General features: G+C 65.7%; 13 protein-coding genes. 7 read left to right on the top strand and 6 right to left on the bottom strand.

Annotated elements, in window-relative coordinates; translation table 11 throughout:
* The first annotated feature begins 29 nt into the window (after positions 1 to 29).
* Both LR961_RS14435 and msrA read left to right on the top strand, forming a co-directional pair.
* Complete coding sequence (locus LR961_RS14435; RefSeq protein WP_232150628.1) at positions 30 to 1,787, top strand: cytochrome c biogenesis protein DipZ; 1,758 nt, start codon at positions 30 to 32, stop codon at positions 1,785 to 1,787.
* A gap of 16 nt (positions 1,788 to 1,803) precedes the next feature.
* Positions 1,804 to 2,538 (top strand): peptide-methionine (S)-S-oxide reductase MsrA, encoded by a 735-nt coding sequence (gene msrA / locus LR961_RS14430; protein ID WP_232150626.1) that lies wholly within the window; start codon positions 1,804 to 1,806, stop codon positions 2,536 to 2,538.
* A gap of 91 nt (positions 2,539 to 2,629) precedes the next feature.
* Here the strand turns inward: msrA and LR961_RS14425 are convergent, their stop codons facing one another.
* The 3 genes from LR961_RS14425 to LR961_RS14415 form a co-directional block, all read right to left on the bottom strand.
* Positions 2,630 to 3,247: a glutathione S-transferase N-terminal domain-containing protein gene (locus LR961_RS14425; protein ID WP_232150624.1), complete on the bottom strand. Its 618-nt coding sequence runs from the start codon at positions 3,245 to 3,247 to the stop codon at positions 2,630 to 2,632.
* Between the two features lie 91 nt (positions 3,248 to 3,338).
* Positions 3,339 to 3,797 carry a cell wall hydrolase gene (locus LR961_RS14420; protein WP_232150623.1) on the bottom strand — a complete coding sequence of 153 codons (459 nt, stop codon included), beginning with the start codon at positions 3,795 to 3,797 and terminating at the stop codon, positions 3,339 to 3,341.
* Positions 3,798 to 4,199: 402 nt separating this feature from the next.
* Positions 4,200 to 6,230, bottom strand: coding sequence for an NADPH-dependent 2,4-dienoyl-CoA reductase (locus tag LR961_RS14415; protein ID WP_232150621.1), 2,031 nt, complete (start codon positions 6,228 to 6,230; stop codon positions 4,200 to 4,202).
* Positions 6,231 to 6,393: 163 nt separating this feature from the next.
* On the opposite strand from LR961_RS14415, the gene LR961_RS14410 reads away from it, so the two are divergent.
* Positions 6,394 to 8,433, top strand: a complete 2,040-nt coding sequence (locus tag LR961_RS14410; RefSeq protein WP_232150619.1) for an LTA synthase family protein — start codon at positions 6,394 to 6,396, stop codon at positions 8,431 to 8,433.
* 158 nt (positions 8,434 to 8,591) lie between these two features.
* Here LR961_RS14410 and LR961_RS14405 read toward each other — a convergent pair whose 3' ends face one another.
* Together LR961_RS14405 and LR961_RS14400 are read right to left on the bottom strand one after the other, a co-directional pair.
* Positions 8,592 to 9,206 (bottom strand): hypothetical protein, encoded by a 615-nt coding sequence (locus tag LR961_RS14405; RefSeq protein WP_232150617.1) that lies wholly within the window; start codon positions 9,204 to 9,206, stop codon positions 8,592 to 8,594.
* 106 nt (positions 9,207 to 9,312) lie between these two features.
* On the bottom strand, positions 9,313 to 10,338 hold the full coding sequence (locus LR961_RS14400) for a zinc-binding alcohol dehydrogenase family protein (protein ID WP_232150616.1): 1,026 nt from the start codon (positions 10,336 to 10,338) through the stop codon (positions 9,313 to 9,315).
* A 379-nt stretch (positions 10,339 to 10,717) separates the two neighbouring features.
* On the opposite strand from LR961_RS14400, the gene LR961_RS14395 reads away from it, so the two are divergent.
* The 4 genes from LR961_RS14395 (at position 10,718) to LR961_RS14380 (ending at position 13,699) form a co-directional block, all read left to right on the top strand.
* The gene (locus tag LR961_RS14395) at positions 10,718 to 11,818 is read left to right on the top strand and encodes an OmpA family protein (protein ID WP_232150613.1); all 1,101 of its coding nucleotides are present in this window, start codon (positions 10,718 to 10,720) and stop codon (positions 11,816 to 11,818) included.
* Positions 11,819 to 11,975: 157 nt separating this feature from the next.
* Positions 11,976 to 12,461 (top strand): hypothetical protein, encoded by a 486-nt coding sequence (locus tag LR961_RS14390; RefSeq protein ID WP_232150611.1) that lies wholly within the window; start codon positions 11,976 to 11,978, stop codon positions 12,459 to 12,461.
* 26 nt (positions 12,462 to 12,487) lie between these two features.
* Entirely contained in the window at positions 12,488 to 13,342 is an 855-nt protein-coding gene (locus LR961_RS14385; RefSeq protein WP_232150609.1) for a pseudouridine synthase, read from the top strand.
* A gap of 57 nt (positions 13,343 to 13,399) precedes the next feature.
* The gene (locus LR961_RS14380) at positions 13,400 to 13,699 is read left to right on the top strand and encodes a hypothetical protein (RefSeq protein WP_232150607.1); all 300 of its coding nucleotides are present in this window, start codon (positions 13,400 to 13,402) and stop codon (positions 13,697 to 13,699) included.
* Positions 13,700 to 13,874: 175 nt separating this feature from the next.
* Here LR961_RS14380 and kbl read toward each other — a convergent pair whose 3' ends face one another.
* The gene (gene kbl / locus LR961_RS14375; protein WP_232150605.1) at positions 13,875 to 15,089 is read right to left on the bottom strand and encodes a glycine C-acetyltransferase; all 1,215 of its coding nucleotides are present in this window, start codon (positions 15,087 to 15,089) and stop codon (positions 13,875 to 13,877) included.
* Positions 15,090 to 15,224 lie beyond the last annotated feature (135 nt).

The raw sequence follows: 15,224 nt of genomic DNA, 5'->3' as shown, positions 1-15,224 counted from the left end.
CATCTTCGATTCCGCATAAGGACGCTTCCATGCTGCTTCTGCTGGCCTACCTCGGTGGTGTGCTCACCATCCTCAGCCCGTGCATCCTGCCGGTGTTGCCGTTCGTGTTCGCGCGCTCGGATCGGCCGTTTCTGCGCAGCGGACTTCCGTTGCTGGTCGGCATGGCACTGATGTTCGCGGTCGTGGCCAGCCTGGCAGCGGTCGGCAGCCAATGGGTGGTGCAGGCCAACCAGGTCGGGCGCTGGATCGCCCTGGTGGTGATGGCGGTGTTCGCGCTGGCCTTGCTGTGGCCTGCACTGGCCAATCGCTTGTTGTCACCGTTGCAGCGGCTGGGCGTGCGGCTCAGTGCGTCGGCTGACGAAGGGCGTGGCGGGATCGGCAGTTCGTTGTTGATCGGTGTGGCCACCGGCCTGCTGTGGGCGCCGTGTGCCGGGCCGATCCTTGGACTGATACTCACCGGCGCAGCGTTGCAGGGCGCGAACGTCGGCACCAGCGGGTTGTTGCTGGCGTATGCGCTGGGGGCGGCGACGTCGTTGGCGCTGGCGGTGTGGATTGGCGGCCGCGTGTTCGCCGCATTGAAGCGGCACCTGGGGGCCGGTGAGTGGATCCGGCGCGGGCTGGGCGTTGCCGCGTTGCTGGCAGTGGTCGCCATTGCGATGGGCTGGGACACCGGTGCGCTGACCCGGCTGTCGACGGTGAGTACCGCGCGCCTGGAGCAGGGCCTGCTCGATGTGCTTCCCGCACAGGAAGCGGCGGTGGGTAGCTCGATGATGATGATGTCCGGCAACGATGCCGCGATGCCGGCGCTGCCGGTCGAAGGTTCGCTGCCGTCACTGGCCGGCGCCACTGGCTGGCTCAACAGCCCGCCACTGGATGCGCAGGGTTTGCGCGGCAAGGTGGTGCTGGTCGATTTCTGGACGTACTCCTGCATCAACTGCCTGCGTGCGCTGCCGCATGTGCGCGAATGGGCGCAGCGCTATCGCGATCATGGGTTGGTGGTGATCGGCGTGCATGCGCCGGAGTTCGCGTTCGAGCGTGATGTGCGCAACGTGCAGCGCGCGGTGGAGGATCTTGGCGTCAGCTATCCGGTGGCGCTCGACAATGATTTCGCGATCTGGCGCGGCTTCAACAACCGCTACTGGCCCGCGCACTACTTCATCGATGCGCAGGGACAGATCCGCGCCCATCACTTCGGCGAAGGCAACTACGCACAGTCCGAACAGATCATCCGCCAGCTGTTGCGCGAAGCGGGCAACACGCTGCCCGGTGACGTCGCACCGGCAATGACGATGTCCGCTGCGCGCAGTGGCGTGGAGCGCGAGGCGGACATGGGCAACCTCAAGTCGCCTGAAACCTATATCGGCCACGCGCGTGCCGAGCACTTCGCTTCACCGGGCGGGCAACGTGCCGACAGCGCGTTCGACTACACCGTGCCGGCCACGTTGACGCTCAATCAATGGGCACTGGGTGGGCGCTGGGTCGTCGATGACGAAGACGCGCAGTTGCAGCAGGCAGGTGGACGCATCGCATTCCGCTTCCATGCGCGTGATCTGCATCTGGTGCTGGCGCCGCAGGTGGCCGGCAAGCCGGTGCGGTTCAAGGTGCGCATCGACGGGCACGCACCGGCTGCGATGGCGGGCGGCGACGTGACTGCCGATGGCGATGGAAAGGTGGACGGCAACCGCCTGTACCAGCTGATACGCCAGGACGGCGAAGTGAAGGAGCGCAGCTTCGAGATCGAATTTCTCGACCCGGGCGTGCGCGCCTATGCCTTTACGTTTGGTTGAACCACGGAGGCCAGCGATGAAACCCGCAATGGACAAATTGATTGCCGGCGGCATTGCCGCCTTGATCGCGGGCCTGCTGCTGCTCGGAGTGTTCAGCCTTGATCGCCCCGTGCATGCCGCATCGGCAACGGTGAACGTTCCCGCGCCCAGTGGCACTGCTGATCTGCAGCAGCCCGGCGTCCGCCGTGCGCGCGTGGTTTTCGCCGGCGGTTGCTTCTGGGGCGTGCAGGGCGTGTTCCAGCACGTTAAGGGCGTGGAGAGCGCGGTGTCCGGTTACATCGGCGGCAGTGCGGCCGATGCCAGTTATCCGCGGGTGAGCCGTGGTGATACCGGTCACGCCGAAGCCGTGCAGGTGACCTACGATCCGGCGCAGGTCAGTTACGCGCAGTTGATGCAGGTGTTCTTTTCGGTCGTGCATGACCCCACGCAGCTGGACCGGCAGGGGCCGGACCGTGGCAGCCAGTACCGTTCGGCGGTCTATGCGGACGACGCACCACAACGCGCGGCGACGTTGGCCTACATCGACCAGTTGCAGCGCAGTGGTGTGTTCAGGACAGCGCTGGCGACGCGGGTTGATGGCGGCAAGCGCTTTTATACGGCGGAGGCTTATCACCAGAATTACCTCACGCTGCATCCGGACGCGCTGTACATCCGCATCAACGACCTGCCCAAGATCGAAGCGCTGAAGCGACAGTACCCGGCGCTCTATCGTGACAAGCCGCAGTTGCTGGCGACATTGTCGGTGCGTTGAAACCCGGCCTTCTTGGCAGTGCCCTGAAACGCGACGGGCCGCCGGTCATGCAACCGGCGGCCCGTTGGCTTTCATGCGTTGGCGTGCGGCCTCAGCTCAGGCCTTCGGCCTTCATTGCCGCCTGCACGGCCGGATCGGCCTGCATGCGCTGCTCGAAGCGGTCCAGTGCGTCCATGCCGGCCAGGTCCAACTGCAGGCCACGTGCCCAGCGCAGGGTCACGAAGGTGTAGGCGTCGGCGATGGACGGACGCGGCGTGCCGCCCAGCCAGTCGACCTGCGCCAGTCGGTCATTGAGGCGCTGGTACAGGGCCTTGAGCTTGTCGCGCGAGTTCTGCTGGGTGCGGGCGATGACCGCTTCGTCTTCCAGGTACTTGGTCGAGCCGAAGATCGGGTAGTACACCGGGTGCAGGTCGGCGTTGACGAAGGACAGCCAGCGGTTCACTTCGGCACGGGTGCGCGGATCGGTGCCGCCGTCCAGGCCGGCGCCCGGTGCCTTGTCGCAGATGTAATGCAGGATGGCCGCGTTCTGGGTCAGCACCCAGCCGCCGTCTTCGAGCACCGGCACCGCACCAGCCGGGTTCATGGCCAGGTAGGCCGGCGACTTCATCGTCGCGTGGTCCACGATCTGCACATCGAAGGGCAGGCCGGACCAGATCAGCGCGATGTGATCGGCCAGGGAGCAGGCGCCGGGTTTGGTGTAGAGCTTCATCGGGTACCTCGGGGTGAAAAGTCCCCGCATTATCGCCAGCGCCGCGTTGCTGCGGCGTGGTGACTGGTATGACCGTGAAGAAAGATGTGTTTCAGGACGCGCGCGGCTTGAGCGATTGCACCTTGAAGAAGGTGTGCCCGCCGATGGTGGCGACCTGGTAGGCATTGCGCCAGCTGGGGCTGGCAATGGACAGCGCCGCGAAATGGCTGGCGCCAGGCACGATTTCCTTGCGCTCACCGGCCGGCAGCGCCCAGTTGCGTTCGGCGGCAAAGGCCACGTCCACCGCCTCGGCCCAGGCGTCGTTGTTGCGCAGCTGGGTGCCGGGGGCAACCAGGGTCGGGGCGAACTGCTTGCGCGCGGTCACCACCTTGCACATCGAGTCACCCCACAGACCGCTGTCCAGTCGCCGCAGGGCGACTTCGGCCACGGCCTGCTGGCCGCGAAGGGTCTGGTCGCGGGCTTCCAGGTAAACGGTGGTGCTCAGACACAGCGAGTCGGCGGCAGGCTGCGGCAACATCTGTGACAGCCAGAGAATCCAGGCCAGTTTCATAAATCTCCTTGCTCCGTATGGGCCGCAGCTCGCCTGTTCCTTGAAACGAATGGAACCGGTCGACTGAAGGCTTGGCGTTATGGGGAGGCGGCCGTGGCATCGGGGCCGCCCCGTGGGCGGCCCTCAAGTAGTTGGGGGAGGTCCGCGCCTTGCTCACCAGAACTGGTGGGTGAGCGATGAAGTGCGCGCAAGGTAGGGGGCGGAACCCAAACTCATCCTGAATGGCCTTTCTTGACATTCAGGTTTGTTGCAGGGGTCGAAGTGTGATGGATTTGTGATTTAAAGTGAGATTGCGTGAGCGGATCGGCGCAGGGAGGGTAACTGCACTGTCCTGGATATTCCCCCGGCGCAGCGCGCGCCGGGGATTGAAGAAGGGAACTTTGCTCTCAACAGTTCACGAGGTCAGAGCGCCGCCGCCAGACGGCTGCCCTGATCGATCGCGCGCTTGGCATCGAGCTCTGCCGCCACGTCGGCGCCACCGATGATGTGCACGTTGCGACCACCGGCCTGCAGCGCATTGGCCAGTTCGCGCTGCGGCTCCTGGCCGGCGCAGATCACCACGTTGCCGACATCGAGCAGCTGTTCCTGGCCGTCCACGCGGATGCGCAGGCCGTGGTCATCCACGCCCAGATACTCCACGCCGCCCAGCATGGCCACGTGCTTGGCCTTGAGCGTGGCGCGGTGGATCCAGCCGGTGGTCTTGCCCAGGCGGGCGCCGGGTTTGCCCGGGCTGCGCTGCAGCAGCCAGACCTTGCGTGCGGGCGCTTCGGGCTGCGGCTTGACCAGGGCGCCACGCTTTTCGAAGGTCGGATCCACGCCCCATTCGGCCATCCAGCGCGCGGTATCCAGCGAGGGCGATTGGCCTTCATGCACCAGGAATTCACCCACGTCGAAGCCGATGCCACCGGCGCCGATGATCGCCACCTTGTCGGCGGCGGTGACCCGTCCCTGCAGCACATCCAGGTAGTTCACCACCATCGGGTGGTCGGCTCCGGGGAAATCCACCTTGCGTGGCGAGATGCCGGTGGCGATGACGACTTCATCGAAACCAGCCAGTGCGCCGGCATCCACGTGCGTATCCAGGCGCAGGTCCACGCCGGTATCGGTCAGCCGGTGGTGGAAGTAACGCAGCGTCTCGTGGAACTCTTCCTTGCCGGGAATGCGCTTGGCCACATTGAACTGGCCGCCGATTTCGCTGGCGGCATCGAACAGGGTGACCTTGTGGCCGCGCTCGGCCGCCACCGTGGCGCAGGCCAGTCCGGCCGGGCCTGCGCCGACCACCGCCACGCGTTTGGGTGCGGTGGTCGGGCGGTAGACCAGTTCGGTTTCATGCGCGGCGCGTGGGTTGACCAGGCAGGTGGCGCGCTTGTTGACGAAGATATGGTCCAGGCAGGCCTGGTTGCAGGCGATGCAGGTGTTGATCGTTTCGGCCTTGCCGGCGCGGGCCTTGGCCGGCCATTGCGGATCAGCCAGCAACGGGCGCGCCAGCGACACCATGTCGGCATGGCCGTCGGCCAGCACCCGTTCGGCCACGTCGGGCATGTTGATGCGGTTGACCGCGATCACCGGTACGTTCACATGCGGGCGCAGCTTGGCGGTAACGCCGGTGAAGGCCGCACGCGGTACCGAGGTGGCGATGGTCGGCACGCGTGCCTCATGCCAGCCGATGCCGGAGTTGATCAGGGTGGCGCCAGCGGCTTCGATGGCCTTGGCCTGCAGCAGGACTTCTTCCCAGTTGCTGCCGTCTTGGACCAGGTCCAGCAATGACAGCCGGTAGATGATGATGAAGTCCGGGCCGCAGGCTTCGCGGATGCGGCGCACGATCTCCACCGCAAAGCGCATGCGCTTGGCCGGATCACCGCCCCAGGCATCGTTGCGCTTGTTGGTACGCGGAGCGATGAACTCGTTGATCAGATAGCCTTCCGAGCCCATCACCTCGACGCCGTCGTAGCCGCCGTCACGGGCCAACCGGGCGGCACGGGCGTAATCATTGATATGTCGCTCGACACCTCGTGCTGTCAGCGCACGCGGGGTGAACGGGTTGATCGGCGCTTTCAACTTTGACGGCGCCACCTGCAGCGGGTGGTAGGCATAGCGGCCGGCATGCAACAGCTGCATGCAGATCTTGGCGCCATGGCTGTGCACGGCGGCGGTTACCTGACGGTGGCGGCCCACTTCCCACGGCCAGGACAGCTTGCTGCCGAATGGCGCCAGCCAGCCCACCACGTTCGGCGAGAAGCCACCGGTGACCAGCAGCGCAGCGCCGCCCTCGGCGCGCTCGCCAAAGTAGGCGGCCAGCTTGGGGAAGTCCCGGACGTGATCCTCCAGGCCGGTGTGCATCGAGCCCATCAGGATGCGGTTGCGCAACTGGGTGAAGCCCAGGTCCAGCGGCGCGAACAGGTGCGGATAGGCGGAATCAGTGGCTGGCGTCATGTGGATACGCTTGCGTATGGAATGTCCCCATTCTGACTGGCAATGCAGGCGTACTCAATCCTCGGCGTGGACGAGGGCTTGAGTACTGCAATCCATGACCGAGTGATTACAATGCGCGCCGCTCGCCCACGATCGGGCAGCAGTCGTCAAGGATTGATTGTCAATGCACGCACGTTCCCTGCCTTCACAAACGGCGCGGCTGTTCCCGCGGCTGTGGCTGCTGGTTGCCACAACTGCCGCGCTCGGCGCGGTGGCGCGCCTGTGCCTGTGGGTTGCCTATGCCGGCGCCGAGCGGGGCAACGAGCTGCTGTGGCCGGCGTTGTTGCAGGGGTTGCGCTATGACCTGGTGGCCGGCGCGGCCGCCGCGCTGCTGGTGGGCCTGCTGATGGCGCCGCTGTGGCTGATTGGTTGGCGCGGGCGGGCGGTACGCTGGGCGCAGTGGATGCTGGTCGGCGTGCTGCTGTCGTTCGTGCTGTTGTCCGTCTGCGAACACTTCTATTACGCGTTCTATAAGACGCGCTTTGATCCGATCGTGTTCGGCATGTTCGAAGACGACACCGGGGCCATCCTGGAAACCGTCTGGCAGGACTATCCGGTCATCCCCGGCTTGTTCGGCCTGGGCGTGGCGGCGCTGGTGCTGCACTGGAGCGTGCCGCGCGCTGGTCACTGGTTGGGCGCGCGCTGGCCCAAGGCCGGCGGCAACTGGGGCAGGATCAGCCTGCTGGTCGTGCAATGCGTGCTGCTGGTGTTGCTGGCACGTGGCAGCGTGGGGACATTCCCGCTGGTACGGCGCGATGTGACCGTGTCGGCGGATCCTTTCGTCAACGCGCTGGTACTCAACGCGCCCTTGACCCTGTATCGCGCCGCGCGCATCCGCGCCAAGGAAACCGACATTGGTGCCGATCCGCTGGTCGGTGTTCGTCGCCTTGGCTTTGCCAGCCTGGAGGAGGCCGCACGTGTGGCCGGTCTGCCTTCCGGTGAGCCGGAGCAGGTGCGCGCCGCGCTGTTTCCGGTGGCGCCGGGCCAGCCACGGGCATTGGCCCAGTCCCCGCACGTGGTAATGGGACTGCTGGAATCGTTCGGCCAGGACCTGCTGTTCAGCGATGGCCCCGGCAATGATCTGCTGGGCCGATTGCGTGCCGAGCTGGCCTACGGCCATCGCTTCGACAACTTCATCTCCGGGCAGAACGGCACTCACCCGCAGCTGGAAAACCTGCTGCTGGGGTCGCCGATCACACCGCTTACCGGTGGCCGCAACGCGCGGCTGTCGTTTGATACTTCGGCGGCGCTGCCCTTCAAGCGGGCCGGCTATCGCACCGTGTTCCTGTATGGCGGCGGCAGCGACTGGCGCGAGATCGGCACTGCCTTCACCCGCCAGGGGTTCGACCGCGTGTACGACGCGCGCGATATCCGTGCGCGCTTTGCCGATGCCCATGGCACTGACTGGGGCTTGTATGACGCCTGGCTGTTCCGCTTCGCCGAGGACCTGCTGGTGCAGGCCGATGCCAAGGGGGAGCGGTTGTTCCTGGTGTTGTTGACCACCACCAACCACCCGCCGTTCGAGCTGGATACGCCGCGCCGCAACCTGCCGCTGGACCCTGCCGCGCTGGGCCCGCGCGCGCTGGACGACAAGGCCGAGCTGCGCAGCATGTTGGCCACCTACCAGTACCAGGCTGACGAATTCGGCGGCTTCGTGCAGACGCTGCGACAAGGGCCGCTGGGCGAACGCACCATCATCGCCGCAGCCGGCGACCATAATCTGCGCACCCATTACCGCTACGACCTGCCGGCCGAACAACCCGATGTGGACCGCGTGTTTGCATGGCTGCGGGTTCCGGATGCCTATGCGCCTGCCGGTGCCGGCCCGGATACCCGCGCCTTCGCCGGTCATGCGGACCTGATTCCAACCCTGGTGTCGCTGGCAGTGCCTGGCCAGCGCTACTTCGCCACCGGGCGCAACCTGTGGCAGGCGCCGGGCGATGGCGGTCAGGCCTTGGCCCAGTTCGACCGGATGTATACGGCCGAAGGCATGCTGATGCCGTTGCATGCACCACTGCTGCATGCCTGGCACAGCCCGCGCCAGGTGCGGCCCGAAGGCACGGTGCCGGACGCGGCTGCTACTGTTTCAGCGCGTCGTGCCGCTGCTGGCGTGGCGTTGCGTGACTGGTACATCCGCGACCAGGTGCTGCGCGTCCGCAAGTAGGCCGGGCACCCCTGACCCCCGGTAGTGCTGAGCCATGCTCGGCAAAGCGCCACCGGCGTTGCCACCAGGTAACACTCAGCGGAAGGAGCTCCTCATGGATCGACCTGTGCGCCCGGGCTGGGGGCCTCCTGCCGAGCATGGCTGGGCAGCACTACCGCTCAGGTGGCGGCTGGGGCCACGGCCCTGTTGCCTCGGTCGAACAGCGGCAAGGTAAGCCCGCACAACGGGCCGATCAGCAGCGCGAAGGCCAGCGTGCCCAGGCCGACGTTGCCGCCCAGCCACCAGCCAACGCCCAGCGCGCTGGCTTCAATCAAGGTACGTACCCGCCAGATCGCCCAGCCGGTGCGTGCATGCAGCCCGGTCATCAGGCCATCGCGTGGCCCCGGCCCAAAGCGGGCACCGATGTAGAGGCCGGTGGCGATGGCCAGCAGCACCAGCCCGGCGCCGAACACCAGCATCTGCCAGAACAGGCCGGTGACCGCTGGCAGCAACCACAGGCCGAGCTGGGCGCTGGGGCCGATGATCAACACGTTCAGCACGGTGCCCAGTCCAGGCTTCTGCCGCAGTGGCAGCCACATCAACAGCACCACTGCGCCGACCAGGTTGGTCACCAGCCCGAACGACCAGCCGCTGCGCAGGGAGATGCCCTGGCTGAGCACATCCCACGGCGCGATGCCGATACCCGCCCGGATCATCAGCGAAGAAGCGATGCCGAACAGGAACAAGCCGGCCAGCAGCTGCGCCAGGCGCAGCAGGAACGTTGAAGTGAACATTGCCAGAGAAGATAAGGAGGCGGTGCCTTGCCGTGACGGGGTAGGGCAGCGCGCCGCGACACCGCGCGCTGCCGGTTGCACATCCTGATGTGGCCTGGGTCGCTGCTCAGTCCCAGCCTTCCAGCGCCAGCTTGCCGATGCTGCTGCCGGACTCCAGCAGCTGATGGGCCTGGCGCAGGTTGCCGGCGTTGATCGCTCCCAGGCGCCGGGTCAGGGTGGTGCGCAGTTCGCCGGCATCGATCAGGCTGGCGGCGCGGGTCAGGATGCGGTGCTGCTCGATCATGTCGGCGGTCCGGAAGCGGGCCCGCGCGAACATGAATTCCCAGTGGATGCCGATGCACTTGGCCTTGTAGGGATCGCCGATGCGCAACTCGCCGGCCGGCTCCACGATCAGCCCGACATGGCCCTGCGGCGCCAGCAGTTCACCCAGCTGCTGCCAGTACAGGTCGGTGTTGGCCAGGTTCAGTGCCGCGTCCACCTGGGTGATGCCTACCGCCTGCAACTGCGGAGCAAGCGGCTGGCGGTGGTCGATGGCATGGTCGGCGCCCAGCTGCCGGCACCACTGCAACGATTCCTCCCGCGAGGCGGTAGCGACCACGGTGAAGCCGGCATGGCGGCCCAGCTGTATGGCGATGGAGCCCACGCCGCCAGCCCCGCCGATCACCAGCAGCACCTTGCCAACATGGCGTTTGCCGTCCAGCTGGTAAGGCATGCGCTGGAACAGCAGTTCCCAGGCGGTGAGCGTGGTCAGTGGCAGCGCGGCGGCCTCGGCGAAATCCAGCGTATTGGGCTTGCGGCCAACCAGGCGCTCGTCCACCAGCTGCAACTGTGCGTTGCAGCCCGGACGGGTGACATCGCCTGCGTAATAGACCTCGTCCCCCACCTCAAAGGCGGTGACTTCCGGCCCGACCGCCAGCACCGTGCCGGCAGCATCAAACCCCAGTACACGCGGCGGGTCTTCCTGTTGCGCCTTGGGCGCACGCAGCTTGGTATCGACCGGATTCACCGAAACCGCGTGTACCTGCACAAGCAGATCCTGGCCCTGCGGCGCGGCGGGAGCTGGCAGGTCGAAATCCTGCAGGGAGCGGGCGTCGTCGATGGGGAGGTACTGGGTGAGGCCAATCGCTTTCATGCGGAAAAGTTCCGTTGCTTGGGGGCCAAATGATCATACCCAGCAAACGGTTCAGCTGGCGGTAACCGGCCGACGCAGCCCGTGTTTCCGGGGGTTTGCCGGATGCAACCACCCGCAATGCAGCAATAACGCCAGAACCCTTGCCATGGCTGACTATTGCGCCCCTTGATGAAGCTGTATACGGTTCGCCCAGCCGGACACGTGGAGGTCTGGTGGCCGCTTCATTTGTTATATGGCCGTTAACATCGTCTTCACGGGCCAGCGCATAATCTGCCTCGCGATGGCGTGCGGAAACGGCCGTCTCTGAACGCGACGAATATCGCTGTGCTGGACCATGCCTCTACCGGTTTCATACCCCCGAAACAAGGAGCTGTATTTCATGAACAAGAAGATCCTTACCGCCGCGCTGCTGGGTGGTCTGGCTTTTGCCCAGGCCGCTTCGGCTCAGGAATTCGACGACCGCTGGTACCTGACCGGTTCGGCCGGTTTCAACTTCCAGGACGGCGACCGTGGCACCAACGACGCTCCGTTCGCCACGCTGGGTCTGGGCAAGTTCATCAGCCCGAACTGGTCGCTGGACGGTGAGCTGAACTATCAGAACCCGAATTTCGACGACAACCAGGACCAGAACTGGTCGCAGTACGGCGTGTCGCTGGATCTGCGTCGCCACTTCATCAATGAAGGCCGCGGCTGGAACCCGTACCTGCTGGCTGGCCTGGGCTACCAGAAGTCGGAAGAGGAATACCTGACCACCGGTGGTGAGCTGAAGGACCGCAAGGACGGCAACCTGGCTGCCAAGGTCGGCGTCGGTCTGCAGACCACCTTCGAAAAGCGTGTTGCCGTTCGTGCCGAACTGGCTTACCGCGCTGACTTCGACGACCAGAGCGTGCGTCAGTTCAGCACCGACAACGATCGTCCGGATTGGTTCGGCGACGTGCTGGCTTCGGTCGGCGTCGTGATTCCGCTGGGCCCGGCCCCGGTTGCTGCCGTTGCTCCGGCTCCGGTTGCTCCGAGCTGCGCCGACCTGGATGACGACGGTGACGGCGTCAACAACTGCGACGACAAGTGCCCGGATTCGCAGCCGGGTCAGACCATCGGTCCGGACGGTTGCCCGGTGCCGGTCTCCATCGACCTGAAGGGCGTGAACTTCGACTTCGACAAGGCCACCCTGCGTCCGGATGCTGTTTCGATCCTGAGCGAAGCCACCGAGATCCTGAAGCGTTACCCGGATCTGCGCGTTGAAGTTGCCGGTCACACCGACTCGAAGGGTACCGACGCTTACAACCAGAAGCTGTCTGAGCGTCGCGCCAAGACCGTGTACGACTACCTGACCACCAACGGTGTGTCGGCTTCGCGTCTGCAGGGCCCGATCGGCTACGGCGAGAGCCGTCCGATTGCCCCGAACACCAACCCGGATGGTTCGGACAATCCGGAAGGTCGCGCCAAGAACCGTCGTACCGAGCTGAACGTCCAGAACTAATCGGACGCTTCGGTTGAAACACAGCAAGGCCCGGCATCTGCCGGGCCTTGTTTTTTTGCGCCCGCGCACAGGCTTGGCCGCTGGTCGCAGATAACGGTTGAAAGCGGTGCAGGCGCTGCCTACACTCGCCGCGTTCCCCTGATTTAATGGAAATCCGATGCTGCGTATTGCCCTGGCTGGTCTTGTCGTGTTGGCCGCCGTGCCTGCCGCCCATGCAGCAGTGGATTGTTCGGCCAGTGCGATCCCGGCCGCGCCGCTGCCGGCGACGGTCATCGCACCGGTGGCTTCGGAGCTGTATGTGCGTCCGGGCCAGCTCGGCCTGCCTTCGGGCGTGCTCAGCGGCGGTGGCGAGGAATCGCTGGACCGCGTGCTGATGCGCCTGCGCGTGGAAAGCTGCAACAACGTGGCCAGCGCGATGCCGGCACGCCCGGCGGTCAACGCCAACGGCCCGGCCGCCTACAAGCCGCAGACTGAATTCGACAACACGCCTTGGCGCTTTGACATGAGCCAGAACGGCAAGCGCATGACCGCCGAGGAGTTCGACGCCTGGATGAAGGCGCGCGGTGTGCGTGTGGTCAAGGCACGCCCGGTTCCGGCCGAAGCCGCCGCGCCTGCCGCGCAGCCGGCCACCGAGGTCAAGTAAGGCGGCGGGAGCCGCCCTGGATACGCATGGCCTCCCGCAAGCCTCCGCATCAACCGAACGCCCGCCCGGCTAAACCAGGCGGGCGTTCGCATTCCCGTGGCAATGGCACGCAGGTGCGCCACGGCCTGGCGCGGGTGCTGTCCAAGGCCGGCATCTGCTCACGCAGCGAGGCGACACGGCGCGTGCTTGATGGGCGTGTCTGCGTGGACGGGCGGGTGATTCGTGACCCCGAATTTCCGGTGGTGGCCAGCCGCAACAAAGTGCTGCTCGACGGCCAGCCGCTGACCACGACGCGGCGGCTGTACCTGGCGCTGAACAAGCCGCGCGGGCTGGTGACCACGGTGCAGGACGAGCAGGGCCGGGACACGGTCTATCGCTGCCTTGAAGGCGCGGGCCTGCCGTGGCTTGCGCCGGTGGGGCGGCTGGACCGTGCCAGCGAGGGCCTGCTGCTTTTCAGCAACGACCCGGAATGGGCTGCGCGCCTGACCGACCCGGCAACCGGCCCGCTGAAGACCTACCACGTGCAGGTGGATGCGCTGCCCGATGCACGGCAGCTGGCGTGCATGCAGGAAGGGGTGGATGATGCGGGCGAGCACCTGGCCGCGCATTCAGTGCAGGTGCTGCGTCACGGCCAGCGCACCGCGTGGCTGGAGGTGGTGCTGGACGAAGGCCGCAACCGGCATATTCGTCGTCTGCTGGAAGTGCTGGGCTTTGAGGTGCTGCGGCTGATGCGGGTCGCGATCGGGCCGGTGCAACTGGGTGAACTGGCCAAGGGACAGTGGCGCGAGCTGGATCAGGCGGAACTGAATGCGCTGGCCGCAGGGAATGCGATACCGCTCTCACTGAATACGGTAATTAGTTCAACAAATTCAGTGGAATAGCTGGACTTGCTGTAGTGATGCATTAGACTGGTGCTCTAATTCACTGAGGTCAGGGCCATGCAAACGCTCATCCGTGTATCAGGCATTTCGGCGCTGCTGGCATCGGCCGTGGTTCTCGCCGGCTGTGCGTCCTCAGGCAAGCAGGTCAAGGCCGGTGGCGATGAAGTCACGGTAACGGCGACCGCGCCGGTGGTGGAGAAGGATGCGCTGGGCAATTACCGCTTCCTGATGCAGCAGGGCGAAAAGCGGATGAGCGCCGACCAGTTCGACGCGTGGATGAAGGCCAACGGCATCCGCGTTGCCAAGGGTGCACCGGCGCCGGCTACGGCCGCCGCAGCCAAGCCGGCCAAGAACTGAGCATCTTGATGTAGTGCCGAGCCATGCTCGGCAGGTGGCAAGGCCCCAGCGGAGCATGATTCCGCTCTACAGCAGGCTTTGTCGGTAGGACTCCAGCGGAGCATGACTCCGCTCTACCGGGAAACGAAAACAGGCGCCGTTTAGGCGCCTGTCTTGTTTTTCGTGCAGGCGATGCTCAGCCCTTGATGACGCCCAGCTCCTTGCCGATGCGGGTGAAGGCATCGATCGCGCGATCCAGGTGCTCGCGGCTGTGCGCGGCGCTGATCTGGGTGCGGATGCGTGCCTGGCCCTTGGGCACCACCGGGAAGAAGAAGCCGATCGCGTAGATGCCTTCTTCCAGCAGACGCTCGGCGAACTTCTGTGCCAACGGCGCGTCGTACAGCATCACCGGGCTGATTGGGTGCACGCCCGGCTTCACGTCGAAACCGGCAGCGGTCATCTTCTCGCGGAAGTAGGCGGTGTTCTCGGCCAGCGTGCCGCGCAGGTCATCGGCGGCGGCGAGCATCTCGAACGCCTTGATGCCGGCGGCGACCACGTGCGGCGGCAGTGAGTTGGAGAACAGGTACGGACGCGAGCGCTGACGCAGCAGTTCGATCACCTCGGCGCTGGCGCAGGTGAAGCCACCCAGCGCGCCGCCCATGGCCTTGCCCAGAGTGCCGGTGATGATGTCGATCTTTTCCAGCACGCCCTTCACTTCGGCAGAGCCGCGACCGGTGGCACCAAGGAAGCCGGTGGCGTGGCATTCGTCGATGTGCACCAGCGCGTTGTACTTCTTGGCCAGCGCGGTGATTTCATCGAGCGGGGCGATGAAGCCGTCCATCGAGAACACGCCATCGGTGGTGATCAGCTTGGTCTTGCAACCGGCGGCGTCAGCAGCCTGCAGCTGCGCTTCCAGATCGGCCATGTCGCAGTTGGCGTAACGGAAGCGCTTGGCCTTGCACAGGCGCACGCCATCGATGATCGAGGCGTGGTTGAGCGCGTCGGAGATGATCGCGTCGTTCTCGCCCAGCAGCGGTTCGAACAGGCCGCCGTTGGCGTCGAAGCACGCCGCGTAGAGGATGGTGTCGTCCTTGCCGAAGAACTCGGCGATCTGCTTCTCCAGCTGCTTGTGCAGGTCCTGGGTGCCGCAGATGAAACGCACCGAGGCCATGCCGAAGCCGTGGCTGTCCAGTGCGTCCTTGGCGGCCTGGATCAGGTCCGGGTGGTCGGCCAGGCCCAGGTAGTTGTTGGCGCAGAAGTTCAGCACGGTGCGGCCATCGTCCAGGGTGATTTCGGCCGATTGCGGGCTGGTGATGATGCGTTCGGACTTGAACAGTCCCTGCGCGCGGATGGCGTCCAGTTCCTCGGCGTAGTGCCGGGTGAGCGGGGAGGTGTTCGCAGTAACGGTCATGGCGGGTCTTGCGGCGGAAAGGAACCCCGATTTTAGCCGGCCCCCGCCGCTGGCGGCGGCGTCATGCGCGATGGCTATAAGCGCCGTGCCCGAAGTCATTTCTCCGGCCGGGTGTGCGCCCGCAGCATCGACGCT

Origin of the sequence: Stenotrophomonas sp. SY1, from assembly GCF_021202945.1 — a bacterium.
Taxonomy (GTDB): Bacteria; Pseudomonadota; Gammaproteobacteria; order Xanthomonadales; family Xanthomonadaceae; genus Stenotrophomonas.
The sequence above is the reverse complement of the archived record's forward strand: the minus strand, read 5'-3'. Positions and strand labels throughout refer to the sequence as shown.

What these genes read in the sequence shown, in the direction of transcription:
- LR961_RS14425 (WP_232150624.1), bottom strand. Translation starts at nt 3,247, where the DNA reads ATGAAGCTCTACACCAAACCCGGCGCCTGCTCCCTGGCCGATCACATC.
- LR961_RS14415 (WP_232150621.1), bottom strand. Translation starts at nt 6,230, where the DNA reads ATGACGCCAGCCACTGATTCCGCCTATCCGCACCTGTTCGCGCCGCTG.
- LR961_RS14380 (WP_232150607.1), top strand. Translation starts at nt 13,400, where the DNA reads ATGCAAACGCTCATCCGTGTATCAGGCATTTCGGCGCTGCTGGCATCG.
- LR961_RS14405 (WP_232150617.1), bottom strand. Translation starts at nt 9,206, where the DNA reads ATGTTCACTTCAACGTTCCTGCTGCGCCTGGCGCAGCTGCTGGCCGGC.
- LR961_RS14435 (WP_232150628.1), top strand. Translation starts at nt 30, where the DNA reads ATGCTGCTTCTGCTGGCCTACCTCGGTGGTGTGCTCACCATCCTCAGC.
- kbl (WP_232150605.1), bottom strand. Translation starts at nt 15,089, where the DNA reads ATGACCGTTACTGCGAACACCTCCCCGCTCACCCGGCACTACGCCGAG.
- LR961_RS14400 (WP_232150616.1), bottom strand. Translation starts at nt 10,338, where the DNA reads ATGAAAGCGATTGGCCTCACCCAGTACCTCCCCATCGACGACGCCCGC.
- LR961_RS14420 (WP_232150623.1), bottom strand. Translation starts at nt 3,797, where the DNA reads ATGAAACTGGCCTGGATTCTCTGGCTGTCACAGATGTTGCCGCAGCCT.
- msrA (WP_232150626.1), top strand. Translation starts at nt 1,804, where the DNA reads ATGAAACCCGCAATGGACAAATTGATTGCCGGCGGCATTGCCGCCTTG.
- LR961_RS14385 (WP_232150609.1), top strand. Translation starts at nt 12,488, where the DNA reads ATGGCCTCCCGCAAGCCTCCGCATCAACCGAACGCCCGCCCGGCTAAA.
- LR961_RS14410 (WP_232150619.1), top strand. Translation starts at nt 6,394, where the DNA reads ATGCACGCACGTTCCCTGCCTTCACAAACGGCGCGGCTGTTCCCGCGG.
- LR961_RS14390 (WP_232150611.1), top strand. Translation starts at nt 11,976, where the DNA reads ATGCTGCGTATTGCCCTGGCTGGTCTTGTCGTGTTGGCCGCCGTGCCT.
- LR961_RS14395 (WP_232150613.1), top strand. Translation starts at nt 10,718, where the DNA reads ATGAACAAGAAGATCCTTACCGCCGCGCTGCTGGGTGGTCTGGCTTTT.